The sequence below is a fragment of the Nonomuraea fuscirosea genome (assembly GCF_035917475.1).
In the GTDB taxonomy this organism is placed as follows: domain Bacteria; phylum Actinomycetota; class Actinomycetes; order Streptosporangiales; family Streptosporangiaceae; genus Nonomuraea; species Nonomuraea fuscirosea.
On record NZ_CP109074.1, the window covers coordinates 6,466,493 to 6,488,189 of the forward strand.

General features: G+C 72.1%; 19 protein-coding genes. 7 read left to right on the forward strand and 12 right to left on the reverse strand.

Going from position 1 to position 21,697, the window contains the following annotated elements; all coding sequences use genetic code 11:
* Positions 1-10: 10 nt before the first annotated feature.
* Entirely contained in the window at positions 11-244 is a 234-nt protein-coding gene (locus OIE67_RS29550; protein ID WP_106242469.1) for an EF-hand domain-containing protein, read from the forward strand.
* A gap of 55 nt (positions 245-299) precedes the next feature.
* Positions 300-1,685 carry an NCS2 family permease gene (locus tag OIE67_RS29555; protein ID WP_326626544.1) on the forward strand — a complete coding sequence of 462 codons (1,386 nt, stop codon included), beginning with the start codon at positions 300-302 and terminating at the stop codon, positions 1,683-1,685.
* Positions 1,686-1,688: 3 nt separating this feature from the next.
* Here OIE67_RS29555 and OIE67_RS29560 read toward each other — a convergent pair whose 3' ends face one another.
* A complete protein-coding gene (locus tag OIE67_RS29560; RefSeq protein WP_326626545.1) occupies positions 1,689-2,615 on the reverse strand; it encodes an excalibur calcium-binding domain-containing protein in 927 nt (308 codons plus the stop codon).
* A 150-nt stretch (positions 2,616-2,765) separates the two neighbouring features.
* Here OIE67_RS29560 and ald point away from each other — a divergent pair, with 150 nt between their 5' ends.
* The gene (gene ald, locus OIE67_RS29565; protein ID WP_326626547.1) at positions 2,766-3,881 is read left to right on the forward strand and encodes an alanine dehydrogenase; all 1,116 of its coding nucleotides are present in this window, start codon (positions 2,766-2,768) and stop codon (positions 3,879-3,881) included.
* A gap of 159 nt (positions 3,882-4,040) precedes the next feature.
* On the opposite strand, the gene OIE67_RS29570 is transcribed toward ald, so the two are convergent.
* Positions 4,041-4,745: a DUF3105 domain-containing protein gene (locus OIE67_RS29570; RefSeq protein WP_326626549.1), complete on the reverse strand. Its 705-nt coding sequence runs from the start codon at positions 4,743-4,745 to the stop codon at positions 4,041-4,043.
* Between the two features lie 133 nt (positions 4,746-4,878).
* Here OIE67_RS29570 and OIE67_RS29575 point away from each other — a divergent pair, with 133 nt between their 5' ends.
* Positions 4,879-5,517 (forward strand): DUF305 domain-containing protein, encoded by a 639-nt coding sequence (locus tag OIE67_RS29575; RefSeq protein WP_326626551.1) that lies wholly within the window; start codon positions 4,879-4,881, stop codon positions 5,515-5,517.
* A 4-nt stretch (positions 5,518-5,521) separates the two neighbouring features.
* Positions 5,522-6,916 carry a phytoene desaturase family protein gene (locus tag OIE67_RS29580; RefSeq protein ID WP_326626553.1) on the forward strand — a complete coding sequence of 465 codons (1,395 nt, stop codon included), beginning with the start codon at positions 5,522-5,524 and terminating at the stop codon, positions 6,914-6,916.
* A gap of 4 nt (positions 6,917-6,920) precedes the next feature.
* Here OIE67_RS29580 and OIE67_RS29585 read toward each other — a convergent pair whose 3' ends face one another.
* From OIE67_RS29585 to OIE67_RS29610, 6 genes are all read right to left on the reverse strand, one after another.
* Positions 6,921-7,976 carry a threonine aldolase family protein gene (locus OIE67_RS29585; protein ID WP_326626555.1) on the reverse strand — a complete coding sequence of 352 codons (1,056 nt, stop codon included), beginning with the start codon at positions 7,974-7,976 and terminating at the stop codon, positions 6,921-6,923.
* Positions 7,973-8,602: an SDR family NAD(P)-dependent oxidoreductase gene (locus tag OIE67_RS29590; RefSeq protein ID WP_106242452.1), complete on the reverse strand. Its 630-nt coding sequence runs from the start codon at positions 8,600-8,602 to the stop codon at positions 7,973-7,975. The genes OIE67_RS29585 and OIE67_RS29590 overlap by 4 nt, the downstream gene beginning before the upstream one ends.
* Positions 8,599-10,698 (reverse strand): DUF6421 family protein, encoded by a 2,100-nt coding sequence (locus OIE67_RS29595; RefSeq protein ID WP_326626558.1) that lies wholly within the window; start codon positions 10,696-10,698, stop codon positions 8,599-8,601. Before OIE67_RS29595 ends, OIE67_RS29590 begins: the two co-directional genes overlap by 4 nt.
* Positions 10,699-10,788: 90 nt before the next feature.
* Entirely contained in the window at positions 10,789-11,445 is a 657-nt protein-coding gene (locus OIE67_RS29600) for a response regulator transcription factor (protein ID WP_326626560.1), read from the reverse strand.
* 80 nt (positions 11,446-11,525) lie between these two features.
* Entirely contained in the window at positions 11,526-13,235 is a 1,710-nt protein-coding gene (locus OIE67_RS29605; RefSeq protein WP_326626562.1) for a serine/threonine protein kinase, read from the reverse strand.
* Entirely contained in the window at positions 13,235-14,698 is a 1,464-nt protein-coding gene (locus tag OIE67_RS29610; RefSeq protein WP_326626564.1) for a hypothetical protein, read from the reverse strand. Before OIE67_RS29610 ends, OIE67_RS29605 begins: the two co-directional genes overlap by 1 nt.
* A 106-nt stretch (positions 14,699-14,804) precedes the next feature.
* Here OIE67_RS29610 and OIE67_RS29615 point away from each other — a divergent pair, with 106 nt between their 5' ends.
* Together OIE67_RS29615 and OIE67_RS29620 are read left to right on the forward strand one after the other, a co-directional pair.
* Complete coding sequence (locus OIE67_RS29615) at positions 14,805-16,925, forward strand: hydantoinase/oxoprolinase family protein (protein WP_326626566.1); 2,121 nt, start codon at positions 14,805-14,807, stop codon at positions 16,923-16,925.
* Positions 16,922-18,643 (forward strand): hydantoinase B/oxoprolinase family protein, encoded by a 1,722-nt coding sequence (locus tag OIE67_RS29620; protein ID WP_326626567.1) that lies wholly within the window; start codon positions 16,922-16,924, stop codon positions 18,641-18,643. Before OIE67_RS29615 ends, OIE67_RS29620 begins: the two co-directional genes overlap by 4 nt.
* On the opposite strand, the gene OIE67_RS29625 is transcribed toward OIE67_RS29620, so the two are convergent.
* The 4 genes from OIE67_RS29625 to OIE67_RS29640 are packed head-to-tail and all read right to left on the reverse strand — an operon-like array spanning position 18,579 to position 21,696.
* On the reverse strand, positions 18,579-19,232 hold the full coding sequence (locus OIE67_RS29625; RefSeq protein WP_326626569.1) for a Uma2 family endonuclease: 654 nt from the start codon (positions 19,230-19,232) through the stop codon (positions 18,579-18,581). The two genes, OIE67_RS29620 and OIE67_RS29625, sit on opposite strands and share 65 nt — an antisense overlap.
* 21 nt (positions 19,233-19,253) lie before the next feature.
* Entirely contained in the window at positions 19,254-19,895 is a 642-nt protein-coding gene (locus OIE67_RS29630; RefSeq protein ID WP_326626571.1) for an adenosylcobinamide amidohydrolase, read from the reverse strand.
* The gene (locus OIE67_RS29635) at positions 19,892-20,665 is read right to left on the reverse strand and encodes an ABC transporter ATP-binding protein (protein ID WP_106242430.1); all 774 of its coding nucleotides are present in this window, start codon (positions 20,663-20,665) and stop codon (positions 19,892-19,894) included. The genes OIE67_RS29630 and OIE67_RS29635 overlap by 4 nt, the downstream gene beginning before the upstream one ends.
* Positions 20,662-21,696 (reverse strand): FecCD family ABC transporter permease, encoded by a 1,035-nt coding sequence (locus OIE67_RS29640; protein ID WP_407674757.1) that lies wholly within the window; start codon positions 21,694-21,696, stop codon positions 20,662-20,664. The genes OIE67_RS29635 and OIE67_RS29640 overlap by 4 nt, the downstream gene beginning before the upstream one ends.
* Position 21,697 lies beyond the last annotated feature (1 nt).

Below are 21,697 nucleotides of genomic sequence, written 5' to 3' on the forward strand. Positions count from 1 at the left end.
GGGAATCTGGATGACAAGCGCGCATGAGGCGGCCGAGGCGGAGTTCAGGCGCTTCGACGCCGACGGCGACGGGCTGCTGACCGCCGACGAGATCAGGCAGGCCAACGAGGCGCTGGGCGGGCAGGGCGCGTCCGAGAGCGAGATCGAGGCGTTCATCCGCTCGGCCGACAGCGACGGCGACGGCACGGTCAAGCTGGAGGAGTTCGTCGCCCTGGTGGGCCACGGCCGCCACGAGAAGGCTTGACCGCCGCCCAGGCTGGGTAGGCCACCCGGCATTCCCCCTGATCACGCGAGGGGGAATGCCGGTGCTCGACCGACTCTTCGAGCTGAGCGGGCGGGGCAGCAACATCGGCCGCGAGGTGCGCGGCGGGGTGACCACGTTCGTGGCGATGGCCTACATCATCCTGCTCAACCCGATCATCCTGGCCGGCGCCCAGGACGTCACCGGCGCCCGGCTCTCGATCGGCGAGCTGACCACCTCCACCGCGCTGGCCGCGGCGATCTCCACGCTGCTCATGGCCTTCGTCGGCAACGCCCCCTTCGGGCTGGCCGCGGGGCTCGGGCTGAACGCGGTCGTCGCCTACCAGGCCGCCCCGCACATGACGTGGGCGCAGGCCATGGGCCTGGTCGTGCTCGAAGGCGCCGTGATCATCCTGCTCGCGGTCACCGGCCTGCGCACGCTGATCATGAACGCGATCCCGCTGGCGCTCAAGCACGCGATCAGCGTCGGCATCGGGCTGTTCATCGCGCTGATCGGGCTGGTGGACGCCGGCTTCGTCGCGCGGGGCTCGGGCACGCCGGTGCAGCTCGGCGCGACCGGGCACCTCACCGGCTGGCCGGTCGCGGTGTTCTGCTTCGGCCTGCTGCTGATGATCCTCCTGTACGTCCGCGGCGTCCCCGCCGCCATCCTCATCAGCATCGGCGTCACCGCGCTCCTGGCCATCCTGGTGAACTCGCTGGCCACGATCGACCCCGCCACCTGGGGCGTGGTCGCCCCGCGCGTGCCCGAGTCGCTGGTCGCGGCGCCGGACTTCGGGCTGGTCGGCCACTTCGACCTGTTCGGCGGCTTCGTCACGGCGGGGGCGCTGACGGCCACCGTGGTGCTGTTCACACTGGTGCTGTCGGGCTTCTTCGACGCCATGGGCACGATCATCGGCGTCAGCGACGAGGCCGGCCTCGTGGACCAGGAGGGCCGGGTGCCCCGGCTGGGCCGGATCCTGACTGTGGACGGCGTGGCCGGCATGGTGGGCGGCGCGGCCAGCGCCTCGGCCAACACGGTCTTCGTGGAGTCGGCCGCCGGTGTGGGCGAGGGCGCGCGTACCGGCCTGGCCAGCGTCGCGACGGGGGCGCTGCTGGGGCTGACGCTGCTGTTCACGCCGCTGGCGGCGGTGGTGCCCGCCGCCGCGGCCGCGCCCGCGCTGGTGCTGGTGGGGGCGCTGATGATGACGCAGAGCAAGAACGTGCCCTGGAACGACCTGGAGCTGGCCGTGCCGGCGTTCCTGACGATCTCGCTGATGCCGTTCACGTACTCGATCACGAACGGCGTGGGCGCCGGCGTGATCGTCTACACGCTGATCAAGGCGGTCAAGGGACGGTTCGCGGAGATCCCCTGGCTGCTGTGGGTGGTCTCGCTGGTCTTCCTGGCCTACTTCGGCATCGACTGGTTCGAGGAACTGTTCGCCTGACGGCTAGCGGATGTCGGCGCTGTTGCAGGCCACGCCGTTGGCGTCGACGTCGACGTACCAGGTGTACTCCTCGTGCGTGCCCCGGTAGTAGGGGCCGTCGCCGGCCGCCACGGCCTCATTGCAGGAGGCGTATCGCTTGTCGGGAGCACGGCCGCCGTTCGCGGGCGGGGTGGCGGCGTCGCCGCCGCCAGGCCGGCCGGTGCCGGCCGGGCCGGTCGTCGCGGGGCCGGTCGGCTGCTGGGGCGCGCCGGTGCCGGGGGTGCCCTGATCGGGAGTGCCCTGGTCGGGGGTGCCCTGGTCGGGGGTGCCCGCCGTGCCGGTCGGGCTCGCGCTCGGTGTGCCGCCCATCAGGCGGGTCACCAGCGCGTCGGCGTCCTGCTCGGTGAGGCCGGAGATGCTCACGCTGTCGCCGTTCATCTGCTGGGTGACGATGGGCGCGGCCAGCACGACCTTGGGCTTGTCGGCCTGCTCGGGCGCCAGCACGATCGCCACCGCCCGCTGGTCGGGCACCAGCTCGTCGATGAGCTCGACCAGCCGGTCCTTGAACGCGGGCGCGATCGCGATGCGCACGGAGTACTGGCCGTCGTTGCCGCGCACGGCCTCGATCCGCTGCACGGCGCCGACGGTGACGCCGTCTTCGAGCAAGTAGCAGGTGGTCTGCTTCTCGTCGAGCACGGCCGGGTCGCCGGGGCAGGGCGCCACCTTGGTCTCCCTGACCGGCGCGAAGTGGATGGGCACGGCCAGGCGCTGCGGCGGCGTGCCGCCGAGCAGCGGCGTGTCAGGGCTCCTGGTCATGAGGACGGCGACCGTGCCGAGCACGCCTGCGACGAGCACGACGAGGACGAGCGAGACGATCAGCACGATGGTGGTGAGTCTGCTGGCCTTCGGCTCCCCGGGGTCCGCCAGCGGCGGCTCTTCCGGCTTGTCCATCGATGACGAATCCCATCCTGATGTTCGGGCTGCCGGTGAGCTTATCGGCGAGAAGCCGCACCGGGGTAATCAGCCGGACAATCCTCACTGATCCGTGAACTGAGGGGAAGAATGACAGCGGAAGGGCACGTCCGGCGAGAAGAGCTGTCCATGAAGGTCGGAGTACCACGCGAGGTCAAGAACAGCGAATACCGGGTGGCGCTCACGCCCGCGGGCGTGCACGAGCTGGTCCGTCACGGCCACCGCGTCTTCGTCGAGGCGGACGCCGGCGCGGGCTCCGCGATCCCCGACGCCGACTTCGCCGGGGCGGGAGCCGTCCTGGTGCCCGAGGCCGACGAGCTCTGGGGCACGGCCGATCTGGTGATGAAGGTCAAGGAGCCGGTCGCCGAGGAGTACCACCGGCTGCGCAAGGGCCAGGTGCTGTTCACCTACCTGCATCTGGCCGCCTCCGCCGCCTGCACGCGGGCGCTGCTGGAGTCGGGCTGCACCGCGGTGGCCTACGAGACCGTCCAGACGCCCGACGGCGCCCTGCCGCTGCTCGCGCCCATGTCGGAGGTGGCCGGGCGGCTGGCGGCCCAGGTGGGCGCCTACCACCTGATGCGCTCGCAGGGCGGCAGGGGCGTGCTGATGGGCGGCGTGTCGGGGGTGCGCGCGGCGCACGTCGTGGTGATCGGGGCCGGGGTGTCCGGCATGAACGCCGCCGCCATCGCGCTCGGCATGCAGGCCGAGGTGATGCTGCTGGACAGGAACATCGACAAGCTGCGCCAGGCCGACCTGATCTACCAGGGTCACTGCCAGACGATCGCGTCCAACACGCTGGAGATCGAGCGCGCGGTCCTGGAGGCCGACCTGGTCATCGGCGCGGTGCTGGTGCCCGGCGCCAAGGCTCCTGAGCTGGTGAGCAACGACCTGGTCAGCCGGATGAAACCGGGCTCGGTGCTGGTGGACATCTCGATCGACCAGGGCGGCTGCTTCGCCGACTCGCGGCCGACCACACACGAGCAGCCGACGTACCGGGTGCACGACTCGCTCTTCTACTGCGTGGCCAACATGCCCGGCGCCGTGCCGCACACCTCGACGTTCGCGCTGACGAACGTGACGCTGCCGTACGCGCTGGCCATCGCCGACCTGGGCTGGCGGCGCGCGATGCGCGAGGACGCCGCCCTGGCGGCCGGCCTGAACACGCACGAGGGGCGGCTGACCAGCCGCCCCGTGGCCCAGGCGCACGGCCTTGCGTGGACGCCGCCGCGAGAGATCCTGGGCTGAGCCACCGGTTCGTCGCCGGCTCTGTTCAACCAGCGCCCGAACAGTTACCGTAAGTAGTGATCACCTACTTACGGTGACATCTCGACAGGAGAGCCGCGCAGGGCCCTGCGGGGGCGGGGCCCTGCGCTCGCCGCCCGGCCACCGCCGGCCGAGGGCTCGCTACTGCTGGCTGGGCGACGGGGAGAGGGTCTCCATCGGCGTCTGCGGCTGGCCGGTGGGCTGCGGCGGCAGCGGCGCCTGGTCGGCCGTGGTCGTGATCGCGTCCTGGCCGCCGCACGTGGCGCCGGGCTCGGGCGTGTCGGAGCCGTTCTGGTAGCGCTTGATGAACGCACCGAGCTTCGGGTCGGCCGGGTCGGTCAGCTTGAGCTGGTGACCCCAGGAGGAGACGACGATCGGGGAAGGCAGGTTGGGGAAGGGGCTCATCAGCATGTAGTCCTGCTGGCCGGTCGAGCCGGCGACCTCCTTCAGCTTGTCGACCTGCGCCTTGGCCAGATCAGGCCGGTAGGTGATCCAGACCGCGCCGTGCTCCAGCGAGTGGACGGCGTGCTCGCTGTGGATCGGCTTGTCGTAGATGGCGCACTGCTGCCAGTAGTTGTTGTGCTCACCCCCGACCGGAGGCGTCTCCTTGTACGAGACCGCGTTCCACACGTGCTGGCCCGCCTCGTACTTGACGCTCGACACCGCGTCCAGCGAGGTCTGCCTGGCCGTGTTAATCAGGTAGAAGCCGACCACGCCGACGAGCACCACGATGATGAGCCCTCCCGTGCCCCACATCAGCAGTGCGGCGCGGCGTTGTTTGCGCTTCTGCTCGGCCCGCATCTTCTGCAGATGCTCGCGCCGCGCCTGCGCCTTCTCCTTCGTCATCGTTCCTCCATCGGCGTGCCAACTCCGGGTCACCCTATGCCCTACGGGCGTATGCAGAGAATAAGAGCGACATAAGCGTCCGATCACGAGCCCGGCCGCAGGTGGGTACGCTGGACGGGCGATGGAGAAGCCCGTGAGGAAACCGATTCTGCTCGTCTGCGGCGTGCTGGTGCTCGCCGCGGCCGCCTTCCTGTTGTTCGGCCGCGACGGCACGCCCGGCGACGCCTCGCCCGAGGCCGGGTTCGCCCGCGACATGGCCACCCACCACGCGCAGGCCGTCGACATGGCGTTCATCGTCAGGGACAAGGGCCCCGCCAGAGAGATCAGGAGCCTGGCCTTCGACATCATCAACACCCAGGCCAACCAGCGCGGCATGTTCCAGGGCTGGCTGCAGCAGTGGCAGCTCACCCAGGCCACCGACCAGCGGCCGATGGCGTGGATGAGCGGCCACGGCCACGGCGCCGCCCCGGCCGCCCCGGCCGCGACGGTACCGGCGGGCACCATGCCCGGCATGGCCACGCCGCAGGAGCTGACCAAGCTCAAACAGGCGGAGGGCACGCAGGCCGAGGTGCTGTTCCTGCAGCTGATGATCCGCCATCATGAGGGCGGCGTGGAGATGGCCGAAGGGCTGCTCAAGCTGTCCACCCGCGGTGAGGTGGTCAGCATGGCGCAGAAGATCGTCGACGGCCAGACCGGGGAGATCAAGCTCATGACGGAGTTGCTGAAGCAGCGGGGCGCCCAGCCCTACCCGTCGATACTGAAGACCTCATAGGGCGATGCGCGCCGACGCGGTCGTGGTGGGGTCGGGGCCCAACGGGCTGGTCGCCGCCGTCACACTGGCCCGCGCCGGGCGTCAGGTGCTGCTGCTGGAGGCGGCCGAACGGTTCGGCGGCGGGCTGAGGTCCGCCGAGCTGACCCTGCCCGGCCACGTCCACGATCTCGGCGCCACGGTGATGGCCATGGCGCTGGCCTCACCCGCCCTGCGCGGGCTGGAGCTGAAGGGGGTCGAGTTCGCCCACTCCCCCGTGGCCGTGGCCCATCCGCTCGACGACCGGCCCGCCGTGCTCGTGCACCGCGACGTGCGGCGTACCGCGGCCGGGCTCGGACCCGACGCGGGCGCCTGGCTGGCCAGCGTCGGAGCGCTGGTCAAGGCGGGGCTGCCGCTGGTCGAGCTGCTGCTCAAGCCGCTCGGCCCGTGGCCGGTCGCGCCGCGCGCCTTCGCCGCAGCGGCCTGGTTCGGGCCGATGGCGGCGCTGCCCGCGACCACGTTCGCCAGGGCGCTGCGGAGCGTGGAGGCGCGGGCGCTGCTCGCGGGCATGGCCGCGCACTCGATGCTCGACCTGCGCTCCCCTCTCACCACCGGCTACGGGCTGACACTGGCGGGCCTGGCCCACCTGGTGGGCTGGCCGGTGGTGCGCGGCGGGTCGCAGGTGCTGGCCGACGCGCTGGTGGCCGAGCTGAGGTCGCTGGGCGGGCAGGCCGTGACGGGGCATCGGGTACGCCGCCTGGCCGAGCTCGACGCCCCGATCGTCGTGCTCGACGTGACGCCCCGGCAGTTGCTCGCGCTGGCCGACCTGCCCGCGGGCTACCGCAGGCGGCTGGAGCGCTACCGCTACGGGCCCGGCGTGTTCAAGATGGACTGGGCGCTCGACGGGCCGGTGCCGTGGCGCGATCCGGCGGTGGCCGGGGCGGCCACGGTGCACCTGGGCGGGACGTTCGAGGAGATCGTGCTCAGCGAGGCGGAGATGGCCGCCGGGCGGCACTCGCCGCGGCCGTACGTGCTGCTCGTGCAGCCGTACGCGGCCGATCCGACGCGGGGCGGGCACACGCTGTGGGCCTACTGCCACGTCCCCAACGGCTCGGCGACCGACATGAGCGACGCCATCGAGACCCAGATCGAGCGGTACGCCCCCGGCTTCCGCGACCGGGTGCTGGCCCGGCACGTGTCGGGGCCCGCCGAGCTGGAGGCGGGCAACCCCAATCTGGTGGGCGGCGACATCGGGGGCGGGCTGGCCGGCCTGGGGCAGTTCCTGCGCCGCCCGGTCTGGTCGCCCGCGCCGTGGCGGACGCCGCTGCCGGGGGTGTTCCTCTGCTCGTCCTCGACGCCGCCGGGGCCGGGCGCCCACGGGATGGGCGGCTGGCAGGCCGCCCGGCTGGCCCTGCGCTCCTAGGCCGTCAGCCGGCCGCCCGCAGTTCTTCGGCCAGGGCGGCGGCGAAGGCGTCCACGTCCTCCTCGGTCGTGTCGAACGCGCACATCCAGCGCACCTCGCCCGTGGACTCGTCCCAGGTGTAGAAGCGGAACCGCTTGCGCAGCCGTTCGGCCGCGTCGCGCGGCAGCACCGCGAAGACGGCGTTGGCCTCGACCGGCCGGGCCAGCTCCACGCCGGGGATGTCGCGCACGGCGTCGGCCAGCCGCCGCGCCATGGCGTTGGCCCGCCGGGCGTTGCGCAGCCACAGGTCGCCCGAGAGCAGCGCCTCGAACTGCACGGACACGAACCGCATCTTGGACGACAGCTGCATGAACGTCTTGCGCAGGTAGTCGACCCCGGTGGCCGCGTCCGGGTTGAGCACGACGACGGCCTCGCCGTACAGCAGGCCGATCTTCGTGCCGCCGAAGGAGAGCACGTCCACGCCCGCGTCGGTGCTCAGCGCGCGCAGCGGGACGTCGAGCGCGGCGGCGGCGTTGGTGAGCCGGGAGCCGTCGAGGTGGACGAGCAGGCCCAGGTCGTGGGCGTGCGCGCAGATCGCGGCGATCTCGGCGGCGGTGTAGAGGGTGCCCAGCTCGGTGGTGTTGGAGATCGACACCACCTTCGGCTGGGCGCGGTGCACGTCGCCGAAGCCCCACGCCTGCCGGTCGATCAGCTCGGGGGTGAGCTTGCCGTCCGGCGTGGGGACGGTCAGCAGCTTGATGCCGCCGGCCACCTCGGGGGCGCCGCCCTCGTCGGTGTTGATGTGGGCGCTCTCGGCGCAGATCACCGCCTCCCACTGGGCGGTCATGGAGCGCAGGGAGACGACGTTGGCGGCGGTGCCGTTGAACACCGGCCAGGCCCGCGCCGTCTCGCCGAAGTGGCGCTGGAAGACCGCCCGCATGGCCTCGGTGTAGACGTCCTCGCCGTAGGCGATCTGGTGGCCGCCGTTGGCCGCGGCGACGGCCTGGAGGATCTCGGGATGCACCCCCGCGTAGTTGTCGCTGGCGAAGGCCTTCAGGCGGGGGTCGTGCCGGGGAGTCAAGAAGTGAGGTCCAATCTGGTGCCGTTGATCTCGGCGGCCGGGCGGTCGTAGAGGCCGCCGACGGCCGCCGCCAGGTCGTCGACGTGGGTGAAGCCGGGGAACTCGGCGTCGGGGTCGGCGGCGCGCATGGCGTCGTTGACCAGGGCCTTGACCACCAGGACCGTCGCGGCGGAGCCGGTCCCCCTGAGCGCGTCGGCCAGGGAGAACGTCCAGGACTCCGCCGCCGCCTTGGCCGCCGCGTAGGGGGCGCCCTTGGCGCTCGGCGCCTCGGCGGCCTTGGCCGAGACGATCACGAAGCGGCCGTTGTCGCTGCGGCGCAGCAGCGGCTCGAAGGCCAGCGAGACGTGCTGGAGGGTGCGGATCAGCAGGTCGTGCAGGACGTCCCAGTCGTCGAGGCTGGTCTCGGCGAACGAGCGGGAGCCGCGCCAGCCGCCCACCAGGTGCACCACGCCGTCCACGCGGCCGTGCTCGCGCTCGACGCGGGCGGCCAATTCGGCCACGGCGGCGCGGTCGAGCAGGTCGACGTCGTCCTTGTCGACGCCGATCACGGTGTCACCCTTTTTATCGAAATATCCGCACACAGCGGCACCGGTAGGCCCGCCGGCCCCGGTCACCAGAATGATCATGCTCGGAGTCCCTTAGTCGATTCGACCACGTCGGCCAGCTTACGGCGCAGCGCCTCGTAGAACATGCTGAGGGGGAACTCGTCCGGCAGGACCGCGTCCACCTTGGCCTTCTGCTCCTCGGGCAGCGCCTGCACGCCCGCGGCCCAGACCGAGGCCGGATGCGGCGCCACGTACGCGCTGACCAGCTCGTGCGCCGCCAGCCAGTGCGCCAGCTTGGAGCGGTCGATGCTGTCGCGGTAGAGCTTCTCGACCAGGCCGCGCAGATCGGCCACCCCGTCGGGAACCCGCTGCCAGTCGATCGTGAGCCGGTTGTCGGTCCAGCGCACGATGTCGTTGCGGTGCAGGTAGGCGAAGAGCAACTGCCCGCCGAGCCCGTCGTAGTTCCGCACCCGCTCGCCGGTGATCGGGAACCTGAACAGCCGGTCGAACAGGATCGCGTGCTGGACGTAGCGGGCGTGCGGCACCCCCTGGGCCTCCAGCTTCACCGCCTCGCCGAACGCGGTCAGGTCGCAGCGCAGCTCCTCCAGCGAGTACAGCCAGTACGGCATCCGCTGCTTGATCATGAACGGGTCGAACGGCAGGTCCCCGTGGCTGTGCGTACGGTCGTGCACCAGGTCCCACAGCACGAACGTGTCCTGGGCCAGCCCCTGCGAGCGCAGTAGCCGGTCGGCGTCCGGCGGCAGGTCCAGCCGGAGCGTCTCGACGGCGGCCCTGGACACCCGCCGGAACCTGGCGGCCTCGCGGTCGGCGAAGATCCCGCCCCAGGTGAACCGCTCGGGGGCGCGGCGCACCGCGACCGTCTCGGGGAACAGCACGGCGGAGTGCGTGTCGTAGCCGGAGGTGAAGTCCTCGAACGCGATCGGGACGAACATCGGGTTGTCGTAGCCGCCCGCCTCCAGCTCGGCCAGCCAGCCGGGCCAGATGGTGCGGATCCAGACGGCCTCCAGGTTGCGGCCGGGATTGCCGTTCTGCGTGTACATGGGGAAGAGCACGACGTGCTCCAGCCCGTCCTGGCGCTGGGTGTCGGGGTGGAACCGGTCGAGCGAGTCGAGGAAGTCGGGCACGCCGAGGTCCTGGCCGGCCCACTTGAGCAGGTCGGCGCGGACGGCCGCGAGGTAGGCGGCGTCGTGCGGGAAGTGCTCGGGCAGCTCGGCCACGTGGCCGGCGATCTCCGCGACCAGTTCCCCGGCCCGCGGCCTGTTGTCCTCCGGCACCGAGCCGTCCTTGACCTGCAGCGGCCGCAGTTCCTCCACGGCCGCCTTGAGCCGGGCGAACAGGGCGGCCTTGGGGCTGATCACCGGGGCCTCGTCCCGCGCCCGGCCGGCCTCGGCGTCGGGGACCCTGGCCGCCCAGGTGATCACGTTGCCCCAGAGCGTGCGGTGGTCGTGGTCGTCGATGGAGTCGTCGCCGAACAGGTCGGAGTCGGCGAACACGGCCACCCGCCCGCGGCCGTGGCGCAGCACGACGGCCAGCGGCGCGCCCGCCGGGTCGGCCGCCGCCGACGTGGCGAACAGCACCTCGGGCGCCTCGGCGGCCGCACCCGGCTCACCCTCGACGGCGAGGGTGCCGGCACGGTAGAAGCAGGCCGACCGCACCCCGGCCAGCAGCCCCGACTCACTGGAACGTTCCCCCAGCACCCAGGTGGCCACACCCCGGTACGCGTGCGCCGGATCGCGTACGGTCCCGTGCACGACCCGCACCCCGAACCGGGCCAGCAACTCGTTGAGGTTGTTGCCGTACTTGTCCTGCTCCTCCTCGGCCAGCACCACCAGCCCGCCGCCCCCGGCGACGAAGGATTCGACGGCGTCCAGCTCGGCGGCGGAGAACAGCGGGCTGCCCTGCCCCGTGGTGCGCTCCCAGCGCTCGCTCGACGGGTGCGCGATCACCAGGACGTCCTGGTCCGCGAGCGCTCCGGCGTCGAGCGGACCATGCGTGCGGGCGGTGACCGTGTGCCCCAGGTGCCGCAGCAGCCCGGCCGCGCGGGCGTAGCTGTTGTCGTCGGGATGGGCGGGGTTGATGGCCTCGGCCACCTCGCGCCGGACGGTCCACGACTCGCTGTGCGCTTCGTCGAACAGCACTCGAGGGAACGATGACATGAAATATCTCCTGTTTCTACCGCCTTATGACGAAAAATATACACACAACCCGGACATGTCCCGCCAAACCCTTCCGCATGGTGAGACGGTCTAGGCCGCGCCGGGGCTCACGACGCCGGTCTCGTAGGCGAAGACGACGGCCTGCGCCCGGTCCCGCAGCGACAGCTTCATCAGCACCCTGGCCACGTGCGTCTTGACCGTGGCCTCCCCCACGTACAGCTCCCTGGCGATCTCCGCGTTGGTGCGGCCGCGCGCCAGCAGCCGCAGCACCTCCAGCTCGCGCGGCGTCAGCTCAGCCAGCGCGGGCGACGGCCGCGGCTCGGCGCGGCCGGCGAACGAGGCGATCACCCGCCTGGTCACGGCCGGGTCGAGCAGCGCGTCGCCGGCGTGCACCACCCTGATCGCCTCGATGAGCTGCTCCGGCGGCGAGACCTTGAGCAGGAACCCGCTGGTGCCGGCGCGCAGCGCGGCGTGGAGGTTCTCGTCGGTGTCGAACGTGGTCAGCGTGATGACCTTGGGCGGCGACGGGGCGGCGAGCAGTTCCCTGGCCGCGGCCAGCCCGTCGAGCCTGGGCATCGAGATGTCCATCAGGACGATGTCCGGCCGCGTGCGCCGGGCCACGGCGACCGCCTCACGCCCGTCGGCCGCCTCGCCGACGACCTCCATGCCGGGGTCGCTCTCGACCACCATGCGCAGCCCGGCCCTGACCATCGCCTGATCGTCGGCGATGACTATGCGAATGCCCACACGCCGGAGGGTAGACGCCGCGCGCCCGGCTGAACACCGCCGGGAGGCGGCGGCCAAGCCGGGCGCAAGTGAGTTCCAAGTCAGGACACGCGCACGCTCTGCCTGATCCTGGTCTGGGTGGCGTCGTCGCAGGTGGTCCTGGCGCAGAAGTACATGACGAGCATGGTCTTGGGCTCGCGGTCGATCACGTAGCTGACGAACGCGAGCGTGGTGCCGCTGTCGGGGTCGTGCAGGTTGCCGTCGAAGCGGGTGGCCGGGCTGTCGCCCGCCTGGTCCTGGATGGGCTTTCCGACGTTCACCTGTCCGGGCAGGAGCACCTCCATCTTGGCCTTCATCAGCTCCGAGGTGCCGTTGGCGTCCAGGGTGTCGGAGACCTGGACGTAGACGCCGGAGGCGGCCTCGGGGTCGTCGGCGACGATCTGGGTGATCTTCGACCAGTCGGCGCCGGGGCCGGCCACGAACAGCTGCTCGAAGTCGGTGGCGTGCGGGGAGACCACGGCGAAGAGGTCCTGGTGGGTGCGGACGGTCCAGTCGCCCGGATACTCGAACGTGAGCGGCGCGGCGGCGCTGGTCTTGTAGCGGGCCCAGGTCTCGGCCTGGTTGTCGAGGATGACGAACGCGACCAGCGCGAGCGCCGCGACGGCGGCGACCAGCGTGGCGACCACGATCGGCAGCCGTCCCGGCCGCCTGGCCGCCGTGACCGGTCCTCCGGCGCCCGGCCCCCCGGGGAACGACGCGGCCTGCTGGGGCACCGCGCCGGGGCCGGTGGACGGTCCGGCTGCAGGATGGGGCAGCGGCGGGGAGTGCGGCCCGGAGATCGGGCCGGAGATCGGGCCGGAGATCGGGCCCGCGGGTGGTTGCTGCACGGGGTACGGCCCCGAGTGCGGGCTCGTCCCAGGACGGGGCACCAGGTGCGGCCCCGAGCCCGGCCCGCCGAACGCGTCGTACCGGGGCCCGCCGATCGCGTCGCGCAGCGCGGTCACGAACTCGGTGCAGCTCGCGTAGCGCTGCTCGGGCGACTTGGCCAGCGCCCGCATCATTACGGCGTCGACCTGCGGCGGCAGCTCGGGCCTGATCTGCGACAGCGGCGTGGGCTGCTCGGCCAGGTGCGCCCACAGCAGCGCGATGTCGTTCTCCCGCTGGAACGGCAGCCGCGCCGACAGTCCTTCGTAGACCACGCAGCCCAGCGCGTACTGGTCGCAGCGGCCGTCGATGTGCTCCTTGTTGATCTGCTCGGGCGACATGTAGCGGGGTGTGCCGATGAACTGGTCGGTCTGCGTCAGCCCGGAGATCGACGAGCGGTGCTTGGTGATGCCGAAGTCGGTCAGGTAGACGTGGTCGCCGGCCAGCAGGATGTTGGCCGGTTTGACGTCGCGGTGGATCAGGTCGTGGGCGTGGGCGGCGTCGAGCGCGGCGGCCACTTGGGCGAAGATCTGGTTCGCCTGGCCGATCGGCAGCGGGCCCCGGTCGTAGATGAGCCGGCGCATGTCGAGCCCGTCGACGTAGCGCATGGCGATGTAGAGGACGCCGTCGGCGTCGGCGTTGGCCTCGTAGATCGGGATGATGTTGGGGTGCTCGATGCTGGCGACCGTCCTGGACTCCAGGATGAAGCGCTGCCTGAACCGGTCGTCGACGCTCAGCACCGGGTTGAGGATCTTCAGCGCCACCCGGCGGCTCAACCTCGGGTCGAGTGCCAGGTAGACGACGGCCATGCCGCCCTTGCCGACGATGTCCTCGATGTAGTACCCGGCCACCTCCTGGCCGATGAGCGATCTTTCGTTCAATGGCATCACGTCTCGATGGGGTGGCCGCAGTAGCCGCAGAAGCGGTGCGCCGGTCCGAGCCTCATGCCGCACGACGTGCAGTACTTGATCGCCGGGTCCGGCGCGGTCATCACCTGCTGCTGCTGTGGGACCACTTGGAACGACTGGGACCGCCGGACGACCACGGTCTGGTTGGCGCCGTCGTCGAGCGGTGGACCGGCCGCCAGCGGCTCTGGCAGCTCTGTCGGTGTTTCAGGAGAGCGGCGACGCCACAGCAGATACGCTCCACCGGCCGCGGCTATGAAAAGTATCCCGGCCGCCAGGATGAAGGGCCACAGCGGCGTGGAGCGCACGGGCTCGCTCACCGCCTGCTTGGTGCCCTGGTCCTCCGGGCCGCCGCGCTTGGCCAGCGAGGTCTTGAGCAGTCCCGCCGCGACCACGTTGCCGGGGTAGAGCTCCAGCACGCGCTGGAAGCCCGGCGCGGCCTCGGTGTAGTACTGCGTGTGGTAGCGGGTCAGCGCCGCCTCGAACGCCGTGTCGATCGCGCCCCGGCGCGGCACCACCTTGGCGGCGGCCAGGATGCCGGTGATCTCCCTGACCCCGATCATCCGGCCCTGCTTGCCGCCTCCGACGAGCATGCCGATGACGTGGCCGTCCTTGTCGCCGATGACGGGCGCGCCGATCAGGCCCTTGTCCGCGAGGCCGCCCAGCTTGACCGGCTCGTCGACCTTCTTGTCCGGGTCGGCGAACGGCCGGCCGCCCGATCCCGCCGCGCCGCCCGCGGCCAGGTGGGCGATCTCGACGGTGTGCGCGACGTTCGGGCCGGGCCGGCCCAGGAAGCCGGCCACGTTCGTGGGCGAGCCCGCCTGCTCGGGCACCTTGTCGGCCAGCGGCGCGGTCGGCATGCCGACGCCGCCCGTGGCGGGGGTCAGCGGCACGAGCACGGCCGGGCTGTCGGGGTCGGGGCCGGCCTTGATGCACTTGACCTTGAATCCTTCCGCGCTGGCCGGCGAGACGTTGGGGAAGGCCGTGATCTCGGTGGTGACGTCGATGATGCAGGTGGCGGTGCTGCTCTTGGGCGGGTAGCAGTCCTGGAGGTGGCGGTCGAGCAGGTCGTCGGAGAGCTTGTGCTTCTTGTAGTCGTCGGGGATCTTCACCTTGTGGTGCTCGGCGAAGATCTTGTTGGCCGCGTAGACGGCCACGTCGTCCGGGTTCACCGCCAGCCGTCTCAGGGCGACGATGGTGCCGTCGGGGCTGACGACCGTTCCGGTGCCCTGGGCGAACGGGACGTCATAGGACCGCTCCACATGCTTCAGCTCGCTGACGTGATCGAGCAGTGTGATCTCCACGTGGGACACGGCTTCCAGCCGTACGACGGCGGGGCTCACCAGGTCGGTGATCCCGCTCGGGTGTTCGTGCGCCGCGACCGGCAGCGCGGTGAGCGCCAGTGCCGCCGCGACGCCGGTGAAAAGAGCTGTGAGGCGCGCCATCTCTCCGCTCCAAACGCAGGACCTAGGACCAGCGTCCCAATCACCTGCCGTAAGTCAATAGACCACTACATAGACAAGCGCTTGCTCGGGGACATAACGTACGTGAATGGGTTACACGATCGGCGTGGACGTCGGCGGTACCTTCACCGACGTTGTCGTTCGGGACACGTCCGGCGCGATCTCCGTGGCCAAATGTCTGAGCACCCACTACGACCCCATCGCGGGGATACTCACCGGCGTTACGCGGGCGCTCGGCGACCGGGACCCGGCGCAGGTCACGCGGGTGGTGCACGCCACGACGCTGGCCACCAACGCGGTGCTCGAACGTACGGGAGTACGTGTCGCCTATGTCACGACTCAGGGCTTTCGGGCGGCCATTCCGCTCGGCCGCTACGCCCGGGTCGAGGAGGACCGCTACGACCTGCGCTTCACCCCGCCCCCTCCGCCCATGGCGCCCGGCGACTGCTTCGAGGTGGTGGAGCGCGTCTCCGCCCGCGGTGACGTGCTGACCCCGCTCGACCCCGGCTCGGCGCGCCGGGCCGCCGCCGAGATCGCCGCCCGCGGCATCGGCTCGGCCGCGGTGTGCCTGCTGCACGCGTACGCCAACCCGGACCACGAACGGCAGGTGGCCGCGATCCTGCGCGAGCGGATCCCGGACGTGGTGACCTCCTCGGAGATCTGGCCGGAGATCCGCGAGTACGAGCGCGCCACCACCACGATCATGTCCGCCTACATCGGCCCCCTGATGTCCTCCTACCTCACCCGGCTGCGCGAACGGCTCACGGAGCTGGGGATCCGCGCGCCCATCCACGTCATGGAGTCCAGCGGCGGCGTCGTCTCGGCCGAACTGGCCGCCCGGCGGGCCGTCGCCACGATCGAGTCGGGCCCGGCCGCGGGGGTGCTGGCGGCGGCTCCGCTCGCCGCGGCGGCGGGGTTCGCGGACGCGATCTCGTTCGACATGGGCGGCACCACCGCCAAGGCCTGCGTCGTGCGCGGCGGGCGGCCGGAGATCACCCATGAGTTCCACGTCGGCGGCAAGGGCAGCTTCGGCGGGCGCAGGGCGGGCACCGGCGTGCCCGTCAAGACGCCCGCCATCGACCTGGCGGAGGTGGGGGCCGGCGGCGGCAGCGTGGCCTGGCTCGACCCGGCCGGCGCGCTGCGGGTCGGCCCGCGCTCGGCCGGCTCCTCCCCCGGCCCCGCCTGTTACGGCCTGGGCGGCTCCGAGCCGACCGTGACGGACGCGAACCTGGTGCTGGGCTACCTCTCCTCGGCCTCGATCCCGCTGTCGCCCGCGCTGGCGGACAAGGCGCTGGACCGGCTGGCGGGGCCGCTCGGGGTGACGCGCGAGCAGGCCGCGTACGCGGTGCACTCGATCGTCAGCGCCTCCATGGCCTCGGCCGTGCACGTGGTGACGGTGCAGCGGGGCATCGATCCCCGCGGCTTCGCCCTGGTGGCCTTCGGCGGGGCCGGGCCGATGCACGCGGCGCGGGTGGCGGAGCGGTTCGGGATCTCGACGGTGGTCGTGCCGCCGTACTGCGGGGTGGCCTCGGCGGCCGGGCTGCCGGCGGGCGAGCTGTGCGCGGACCGCGTCCTGTCCCGTCTGGACGCCCCCGATCCGGCCGCCCTGCTCACCGGCCTGGCCGCGGACGCCGCCGCCGACCTCGGGGTCTCGCTGTCGGCACCGGAGGTGCGGGTGCTGCGGTCGGTGGACGCGCGGTTCAAGGGGCAGTCGCACGATCTGACCGTGGACTGGACGCCCGACCGGCGGGAGCTGGAGTCGCGGTTCTTCTCGCGGTACGCGCGGGTGTACGGGATCGAGCAGCGGGGGGAGATCGAGCTGGTGAGCTACCGGGTCCGCGTGACCACCCCGGCCGGCCCGGCGCAACCCGCTCCCGCGCCGCACCCGTCCGGCCCGCCGGGGCTCGCCACAGAGCCCCGTCCGTCAGACGCGCCGCAGCCCCTTCCAGAGGCCGGCTCCTCTGACGCACCGCAACCCGCTCCGAGTCCCCGCCCACCTGGGCCTGGCACGCGCAGGGCGTACTTCCCCGAGTCAGGGGGCTACGCCGAGGTCCCCGTGCACACCAGGGACACCTTCACCGGCCGGCTGCGCGGACCGGCGGTCGTCGAGGACCCCGAGTCCACGATCGTCGTCCCGCCCGGCTGGAGCGCGGCGCTCGCCCCCGGCCTGGCCGTCCACCTCACCAGGAGCGGAGAGACCCGCCGATGACCGATCCCCTGACCGCGGAGGTGCTGCGCAACGCGCTGGTCGTGGCTGCGGAGGAGGCCAGCATCGTGGTGGTGCGCTCGGCGTACTCGACGTTCATCGTGGAGGGCTCCGACGCCTCGGCCGCCGTGCTGGACGCGCGGGGCCGCCTGATCGCGCAATCCATGGCCACCACGCTGATGAACAGCATGGCGCTCAAGGTCGCGCTGCCCGAGCTGCTCGCGGACTTCCCCCTGGACACGATGCGCCCCGGCGAGGTGTACGCGCTCAACGACGCCTACCGCGGCGGCGTCCACACCAACGACCTGCTCGTCTTCCGCCCCGTCTTCGCCGCGACCGGCGACGCGCCCGCCTACTTCACCGCCACCATGATCCACGTCTCCGACCTCGGCGGCCTCTCGGCGGGCGGCATGGCCCCGCTGGCCACCGACATCTTCCTTGAGGGCCTGCAGCTGCCGCCGGTGCGCCTGGCCACCGAGCAGGGGCTCGAACCGGCCGTCGAGGCGATACTGAAGGCCAACAGCCGCACGCCCGACAAGGTGATGGGCGACGTCAGGGCCCTCGTGGCCGGCACCGCGGTGGCCGCCGCCAGGATGGAGGCGCTGATCGCCGAGTACGGCGTGCGCGGCCTGGCCGAAGGCGTGACCGACTACCTCGACCACACCGAGGCCAGGACTCGGGCCGCCCTGGCCGAGCTGCCCGAGGGCAGGTTCGCGGCGGCGTACCCGATCGACGACGACGGGATCGAGCAGGACAGGGCGCACCACGTCCGGGTGGCCGTCACGCTCGGCGGGCGGGCGGCGGTGCTCGACTTCGCCGGCACGGACCCGCAGGTCCCGGCGGCGATCAACGCCTCGGCCTCGCAGTCGCTGGCCGCCGCGGTCTTCGCGATCCGCTGCTTCCTCGATCCGGCGATCCCCATGAACGAGGGCTGCCTGCGCGCCATCGACGTGCGCCTGCCGGAGGGCTCCCTGCTCAACGCCCGCTCCCCCTACCCGTGCGGCGGGCGGTACGTGCCCATCTACGCCGCCATGGAGGCCGTCTTCCAGGCCATGTCGGACGCCGTGCCGGAGCGGGCCATCGCGGCCAGCGGGATCCTGCAGCCGTTCTCGATCGCGGCGGTGGGGGCGCCGTACTGGATCCACCTGTCGTACGACTTCGGCGGCGTCGGCGCCCGCAGGGACCTGGACGGGCCGGACGCCACGGGCGTGCACTTCGGCATCGGCCGCAACTCGGTGCCGCAGGTGGAGCCGGTGGAGAGCCGCTGCCCGCTGATCGTGGAGTCCATCGAGACGATCCAGGACTCCGGCGGCCCAGGACGGCGGCGGGGCGGGCTGGGCTCGCGGACGGTCTACCGGTTCCTGGCGGACTGCCACGTCACGACCCGCGGCGACCGGCTGCGCCTGGCGCCTCCCGGGCGGGAGGGCGGGCTGCCGGGGCGGCTGGGCGGCTTCTACCGGCGGCGGCTCGACGGGACGGTGGAGCGGCTGGCGTCCAAGGTGAACAACGTGCGGTTCGCGGCCGGGGAGGCGTTCATCGTGGAGACGACGGGCGGCGGCGGGCTGGGACCGCCGGGGGAACGGGATCCGGAGGCCCTCCTCGCCGACCTCGACGCCGGGCGCGTCTCACCGGACGGCGCGGCCCGCGACTACGGCGTCAGGCTCGCAGACGCACCAGCTCACCTGGATCGAAGGACACCTGGAAGGGCGTCGTCATGCTGAAAATGCCACCTGCCTTGTATGCGACCGGTCCCGCGTAAGAGTTTCCGTCGAGCTCGTAAACGTAGATCGTCGGCCCCTCCATCGGCTCGACCCGCCAGTAGAAGGGAACCCCTGCCTCAGCGTATGCCTCGACCTTCACCGCCCGGTCAACGGCCTTGCTGCTTGGGCTGACCACCTCGATGGCGAGGAGCAGATCACGGGGCGAGTACATGAGGTCCACGCCCTCGGAAACTTCCTCGGGCACGACGACGATGTCAGGGATGTAGAAGTTCTCGTTGCTGAACCTCACGTTGACGGTGGTCAGGCATTCCAACACGGGGGGCGCCGCACCTTGGAGGATGTGCACCAGCCTGGTGATCACGCGCTGGTGCTGGGGGGTTGGGGCAGGGCTCACTATTAGGCTCCCGTTGAAGAGCTCGTAACGGTTCCCGTCGTCAGGGAACTTGAGCAGGTCGTCGACGGTGAACGGCGGCGCACCGTAGAGAACCGTGCGCCTCGTCGTCGGCTCTTCAGCGGCCGTGCCGGTCTTCGGTCCGATCGTCGCCATTGCGGTCACCCACTCATTATCGGGAGTCTCGCCCTCGCCCACATGCTACTTCCCCCAGAAAACTCACTTTGAGTGACCGAGCCGCCACGCCTCGGCGCCACGGCGCACCGCCGTGTGCACCGCCCGCGCCACGCGGGCGCCCCACTCCGAGCGGGGGCCGCCGAAGACCTCCTGGGGGCCGGTGGCGGGGACGGCCACGCAGACCGCGTCGGACGCCGTCCCAGTACCCGGGAAGCCGGTTTCGATCATGGCTTGGGACTTCGCCTCGGTGACGGTCATCACCGTGTTGACCAGTGCCGCGTCCGTCATGGCTACCGGCAGGACGACGACGATGTTGATCGTGCCCACCCTGATCGGGGCGAGCTCGGGATCGGTGTGCCCCTCGGGGGCGGCGGCCCAGGTGGGCACGCGCAGGCCCACGGTGGCGTACGCCTCGGCGCCGCCGTCCGCGGCCCGGACGTACCGGTCGACGGAGGCGGCGGTCATCATCCCGACCCCGGCGCCCCGGGCGGGGCCGAGCGCGGCGAGGTGGTCGGCCGGGTCCATCCGCGCGTAGCCGGCCACCACCTGCGCGTTCAGCACCCACTCGCGCGCCCCGATCCCGCCGCCCAGCATCGCCGAGGAGATCATCCGCCAGCCGGGCCCGAACTCCCAGAGCAGCGACCCGAGCCGGGCCCCCTCCTCCGTCCGGTAGCTGAGTTTCACGGTCCTCCTCTGACCAGGTGCACGACGGGCCGCCCGTCGGGCCCCGGCTCGATCTTCACCCGCGCATCGAAGTGCCGGCCCACGAGGTCCTCGGTCAGCACCTGGGCGGGCTCGCCGGCGGCGGCGGCGCGGCCCTCGGCGAGGAGCAGGAGGCGATCGGCGTACAGGCCGGCCACGGTCAGGTCGTGCAGGGTGGTGACGACGGTGAGGCCGTCGGCCCGCCGCAGGCGGTCGATCAGCTCCAGGGCCTGCTGCTGGTGCCCGAGGTCGAGCGCGGTGGTGGGCTCGTCGAGCAGCAGCACGGGGGCCTCCTGGGCGAGCGCCCTGGCGAGCACCACGCGCTGCCGTTCGCCGCCGGACAGCTCGCCGGCGCGGCGCATGGCCAGCTCCGTCAGGTCCAGCCGCGCCAGCACCGACTCCGTCACCGACCGGTCGTGCCGGCTCTCGCGTCCCAGGTAGGGGATGTACGGGGTGCGTCCCAGCAGCGCGTAGTCGAAGACCGTCATGTCGGGCGGCAGGGCGGGCGTCTGCGGCGCGTACGCCACCAGCCTGGCCCGTTCGCGCGGCTTGAGCGCGGCGGCCGGCCGCGAGCCGAGCACGACCTCGCCCCGCCGCGCGACCAGCCCCATGACGGCCTTGAGCAGGGTGGACTTGCCGGCCCCGTTGGGCCCGATGACGGCGCACCACTCGCCGCGGCGCACGTCGAGGTCCACGCCCGACAGCACCTCGCGCCGCCCGAGCCGTACCGACAGTCCGTGTGCGCTGATCATGTGGCCGCCCGCCTGGTCACGCGCAGGACGGCGACGAAGAACGGCGCGCCGACGAACATCGTCACCACGCCGATCGGCAGCTCGGCCGGCGCGATCACGGTGCGGGCGACGAGGTCGCCCAGCACCAGGAACGCCGCCCCGCCGATCATCGACAGGGGCAGCACGATCCGGTACGAGCCGCCGGCCAGCCGCCGCACGACGTGCGGGATGACGATGCCGACGAACCCGATCAGCCCGCTGACCGCCACGGCCGCGGCGGTGGCCAGGGAGGCGGCCAGCAGCACGGTGAGGCGTACGCGGGCCGCCCGCACGCCGAGGCTGCCGGCCTCCTCGTCGCCGACGGACAGCACGTCGAGCATCCGCCCGTGCAGCAGGAGCAGCACGGAGGAGACGGCGGCGTACGGCAGGACCAGCCAGAGCTGGTCCCACCCGCCGCCGACGTCGCCGAGGATCCACGCGTAGACCCGCTGCAGCTCCTCGACCTTGAACTGCTGGATGAACGTCTGGATCGCGGTCAGGAAGGACGTGACCGCGACCCCCGCCAGCACGAGCGTGGCCGTGCCGCCGGCCCGCCCGGCGGTGCTGCCCAGCGTGTACGCCAGGAACACGCCCCCCACGGCCCCGAGGAAGGCGGCCACGGGGATGCTGCCCGCCACGGACGGCAGCAGCACGATGGCCGCGGTCGTCGCCAGCCCCGCGCCGGCGGCGGCGCCGAGCAGGTAGGGGTCGGCCAGCGGGTTGCGGAAGACGCCCTGGTAGCCGGCGCCCGCCATGGCCAGCAGCCCGCCGACCACGGCGGCGACCAGCACCCTGGGCAGGCGCAGCTCGAACAGCAGCCCCTGCTCGACGGGCGCCAGCCCCGAGTCCACGTGCACGAACGGCAGCCAGTCCGCCATCTGGAGCACGACCTGCCAGGGCGAGATGTCGGCCGCCCCGTCGAGCAGACCGGCGATCATGGAGACGGCCAGCACGCCCAGGGCGCACACCACCCACAGGGGTCTGGCCCTGGCCGGGCCCGCCTGCCTCACCACG